Below are 4,444 nucleotides of genomic sequence, written 5' to 3' on the forward strand. Positions count from 1 at the left end.
AAGACCTGAGAGCAGCGATAATTCTTTCGATATAGCGTTCCAGGGATTCATGTCTTGGCCTCAAGTGAAGACAAGACTGAAAAGAGTCGGTCGAGTATGTCTCTGATCTCGCCAATAGTTACGGAAAGGGGGAGGAATAGATAGATAATATCACCCAACGGCCGGATTATCAGGCCTTTTTTGAGCCCCTTCATGTATGCGAGCCACCCCATCCGCATCTTCGGATCAAAAGGCCTTTTCGTGGCCTTATCCTCCACCAGCTCGAAGGCGGCAACCATGCCAATTCCCCTTATATCCCCCACGATCGGTATGTCCCTTGCTCGTTCCTTTTCTCTCTGCAGAAATGCGATCTTGTCCGCGGTCTTCTCAAGTACCATCTCTTGTTCAAATACGTCGAGTGATGCGAGCGCGGCAGCCACAGCCAGAGGATTTGCCGTAAATGTATGGCCATGGAAGAAGGTCTTGCCCTTTTCGTAATCGTCATAAAAGACCTGGAAGACCTCTTCTGTCGTAAGGGTTGCGGCCATCGGGAGATATCCCCCTGTAATACCTTTTGAGAGGCAGAGAAAATCCGGCTCGATCCCGGCGTGTTCAAGGGCGAACATCCTGCCTGTACGCCCGAAGCCTGTAGCCACCTCGTCAAGGATAAGGTGTGCCCCGTAGGCCTTGGCAAGATTTGCCAATTTTTTGAGATATTTTACAGGATAAACTATCATGCCGCCAGCCGCCTGAAGGAGCGGCTCGAGGATGATGGCTGCTATGCCGCCCTCGTCTAGTAAGGTCTCAAGTGGAGAAAGACACTCGAGCGTGCAGTCATCGGCGCATGGCTTTTCGTAGACGCAGCGGTAACAATATGGCGAAGGCAGCCGATGGGTCTTGAAAAACAGGGGTGAAAATATGGAGTGGAAGCCGCCGGTGCCGCCTACGCTCATTGTGCCGATGGTATCTCCATGATATCCACGGTCAAGGGCGACAAATCGTTCTCTTTCAGGATGTCCTGCCTGTTTCCAATACTGGAATGACATTTTTAATGCAACCTCGCACGCTGTTGAACCGTTATCGGAATAAAAGACCCTGGTAAGATTGGGCGGGGTGATCCCGACGAGGCGCTCAGCCAGTTTGATGGCGCCTTCATGCGTGGTTCCTGCAAAATGAACCTGTTCGAGGCGTCCGAGCTGGGCCTTTATAGCCGCATTAATATAAGGGTGATTGTGGCCGTGGACGATGCACCACCATGAAGAGATGCAGTCGTAATACGCTGTTCCATCCCTGTCATATAAAAATACGCCGTCTGCATGATCCACAAAGAGCAAGGGCACCTTTTCAAGGTCTTTCATCTGTGTATAGGGGTGCCAGAGAAACCTTTTGTCTTTTTCAACTATGTCCATTTAGGCCCTAATTCGTCTCTCTTAAACAGTCGAGTAGATACTGTACCATAGGTTCTATAGTGTAAAGGGCCTCTCTGGGTTCTTTTACGCGCTGGATCGGCCCGAATACCGGGAGGTCACCGAATTCCCCGATTGTCTTTAAGTTATCATTGACGATTAACGGATCAGGGACATCGTTCTGATTATTAAGAAGCACGCACAATATATTAATGCCCCGCCTCTCCATCGCCTCGATTGTAAGTAAAGTATGATTTATCGTACCGAGTCCGCTCCTTGCCACCAGGACGACTGGCAGTTTAAGCTCGCCAACCAGATCTATGGTCAAGAGATCTCGGGACAGAGGTACAAGAGCGCCTCCGGCCCCTTCAATAATAAGGATGTCACATTGTGCGGCAAGAGAGCGAGAGGTCTTGATCAAATGCTTTTTTTCTATGGATACACCTTCCGTTTCAGCAGCAAGGTGGGGCGAGGCCGGGAAAGAAAGACAATAAGGAGATTCAAAGGAGCCTGCCTTTGGCAGGTCTTTTTCTCCTATGAAACTATAGATAAATGCCAGGTCATCTGAATAGGCGCGCCTGCCGGTACTTACCCACTTTTGAACCTTGACTGCAAGACCGCGGTCAAGAAAGGACCTGGCAAGGAGGCTGGCGGCGAAGGTCTTTCCTATATCTGTATCTGTCCCTGTGATGAAGATGATCATTAGTCAGATATCTACCGCCAATCGATATTTGATTCAAGAAGGCTATGTTTTTGTGAATATGTAAAATAGATTACCAGGCCTATGGCCAGCCAGATAAAAAACCGTAACCAAGTGATGAGCGGCAGACCGGACATGAGATATATGCAAAAGGCTGCCCCTAGAGCCGGTATTAATGGGTTTAGAGGTGTCCTAAAAGGCCTTTTAAGCTCAGGATGTGTATGTTTCATGATGATAACGCCGAGACAGACTATGGTGAATGCTGCAAGCGTGCCAATGTTGACAAGTTCAGCTACGTGAGAGATCGGCGTGAAGCCGGCTACCAATGCCATTAATATACCGCTTGTCAAGATTATTTTGACGGGCGTTTTGGTGTGCGGATAGACGTCTGAAAAAAAAGCTGGTAAAAGTCCATCTCTGGCCATGGCCAGGAATATCCGCGTCAGGCCGTAATACAGGACGAGCATGACGGTTGTAAGTCCTGCAATGGCCCCTGCAGCTATCAAGGCCGATGACCAACGATATCCTATCCTAAGTAGGGCCTCTGCAACAGGGGATGGGACGTTAAGCGTTTGATACGGGACGATGCCAGTCAGCAGACCGGAGACGAGCATGTATATAAGCGTGCATATTCCGAGCGAGGCCAGGATGCCTATAGGTACATCGCGTTGAGGCCTTAGGGCCTCTTCGGCTGCTGTTGATACGGCATCAAAGCCTATATATGCAAAAAAGATGAGTGAGGCGCCTCCCACCACGCCTTTCCACCCAAACGGCATGAATGGGTTCCAGTTGGCTGGATTTATGTTGCCGGCTGCTATGATTATAAATACTGCAATAGCAAAGAGCTTTACAGCCACCATGGCTGCATTGAAATGTGCGCCAGCCTTTACGCCTATGATCAGCAGGAGCATCAGTAGGAGGATCACCGCCGCCGCCGGAAGATTGATAAAGCCGTGGGCGTTTTCGGCAAATGATGAAAGTATGCATTGCGGCAGATGGATATTGGCCGCCGTCAATGCGTTGTTGAAATAACCTGACCATCCGATAGCTACGGCAGGGGTGGCGACGCCGTATTCAAGTATCAGATCCCAGCCTATGACCCATGCTATAATTTCACCGAGTCCGGCGTAGGCATAGCCGTAAGCGCTCCCGCAACCTCCAACAGCGGAAGCGAGTTCGGCATAGGCTAGCGCTGAGAAGGCGCATGCAAGGCCGGCCAACACAAAGGAGAATACAATGGCCGGCCCGGCCTTTGTGGCTGCTGCAATACCGGTCAGGACAAATATGCCGGCCCCTATAATCGCCCCTATGCCGAACAGTGTCAGATCTAGGGCATTGAGACAGCGCTTTAATTCAGTCTCACAAAAGAGACCGTTTGTCACCTTCTTGGTGCGAAATAATCGTTTAATATCCATGGCAACATCATTCACCTATAATTTTGATGCTTGCACAGATTAAACTAAATAATAGGCATGGATTGGGACGTCAATGGGTAATGTCGATTATTGCATATGCATTTCATCTAAATTAGTATTTATTTATCAAGTTTTTTAAAAGCCTAGAATTTCATATCAACAAAAAATATATCCGGAGGCCAATACAATGAAAATAATAGCATTCGGCGACATACATATGGATTATCAGGCAGCTGATGATATACCTGTCGTGAGGGATGCCGATTTGCTCATCATTACAGGTGATTTAACCAATTTCGGCGGAAGGGATGACGCAGAAGCGGTGTTGAGCGCCGTCCGCAGCCTCAATAAGAACATATATGCCCTGCCTGGCAACCTCGACCAGCCAGCCGTAGGCGTCTTTCTCGACGAGATAGGCATAAATCTGCACGGCAAGGGTATAAAAATCGGTGGAATAGGTATATTCGGCGTAGGTGGATCTAATGTAACGCCGTTCAATACGCCGACGGAATTTTCAGAGAATGAGCTCTATAGGTTGGCGATAAAGGGGTATAAAGAGATAGCTTCGCTCCCTGTGAAGATATTTGTATCTCATACGCCGCCCCTCAATACCTCTGCTGATAGGATAAAAAGCGGGGTTCATGTAGGAAGCGAGGCTATTCGGAGGTTTATAGAAGAAAAACAACCCGATCTCTGTCTCACAGGCCATATCCATGAAGCCAGGGGGGAGGATCGGATTGGCAAGACAGTTATATTGAACCCAGGCATGCTAAAAGTGCCCGGCTGGATCGAGATAGAATGTGATGAGACAGGGGTGCGGGTTGCCCGATTAAATCAATTTCTTGCATAGTCTTTTAATCAAAAAGATAAAGGCGCATCAATGCAATGCGGGCCTGTAAATAATTTTGTGTAAACGGTCTTGTTTTTTCATATTCAATAAGCAG

The 4,444-nt window shown here is 48.6% G+C and carries 4 protein-coding genes; 1 reads left to right on the forward strand and 3 read right to left on the reverse strand.

From position 1 onward, the window contains the following. Positions 1-47: 47 nt before the first annotated feature. Genes bioA through ACP5SG_RS09405 form a run of 3 tightly spaced genes read right to left on the reverse strand, consistent with a single transcriptional unit; the run spans position 48 to position 3,500 of the window. Positions 48-1,388, reverse strand: coding sequence for an adenosylmethionine--8-amino-7-oxononanoate transaminase (bioA, locus tag ACP5SG_RS09395; RefSeq protein ID WP_237888330.1), 1,341 nt, complete (start codon positions 1,386-1,388; stop codon positions 48-50). A 7-nt stretch (positions 1,389-1,395) separates the two neighbouring features. Beyond that, complete coding sequence (gene bioD / locus ACP5SG_RS09400; RefSeq protein WP_237888329.1) at positions 1,396-2,088, reverse strand: dethiobiotin synthase; 693 nt, start codon at positions 2,086-2,088, stop codon at positions 1,396-1,398. An 11-nt stretch (positions 2,089-2,099) separates the two neighbouring features. After that, a complete protein-coding gene (locus tag ACP5SG_RS09405) occupies positions 2,100-3,500 on the reverse strand; it encodes an amino acid permease (protein ID WP_237888328.1) in 1,401 nt (466 codons plus the stop codon). 187 nt (positions 3,501-3,687) lie between these two features. Here ACP5SG_RS09405 and ACP5SG_RS09410 point away from each other — a divergent pair, with 187 nt between their 5' ends. After that, positions 3,688-4,350 carry a metallophosphoesterase gene (locus ACP5SG_RS09410; protein ID WP_428123972.1) on the forward strand — a complete coding sequence of 221 codons (663 nt, stop codon included), beginning with the start codon at positions 3,688-3,690 and terminating at the stop codon, positions 4,348-4,350. The last annotated feature ends 94 nt before the right edge of the window (positions 4,351-4,444 follow it).

This window comes from Dissulfurimicrobium sp. (assembly GCF_049968175.1).
Lineage (GTDB): Bacteria > Desulfobacterota > Dissulfuribacteria > Dissulfuribacterales > Sh68 > Dissulfurimicrobium > Dissulfurimicrobium hydrothermale.

Bases quoted from the DNA above. Each gene is read 5' to 3' on its own strand.
- ACP5SG_RS09410 (WP_428123972.1), top strand. From the start codon at position 3,688: ATGAAAATAATAGCATTCGGCGACATACATATGGATTATCAGGCAGCT.
- bioA (WP_237888330.1), bottom strand. From the start codon at position 1,388: ATGGACATAGTTGAAAAAGACAAAAGGTTTCTCTGGCACCCCTATACA.
- bioD (WP_237888329.1), bottom strand. From the start codon at position 2,088: ATGATCATCTTCATCACAGGGACAGATACAGATATAGGAAAGACCTTC.
- ACP5SG_RS09405 (WP_237888328.1), bottom strand. From the start codon at position 3,500: ATGGATATTAAACGATTATTTCGCACCAAGAAGGTGACAAACGGTCTC.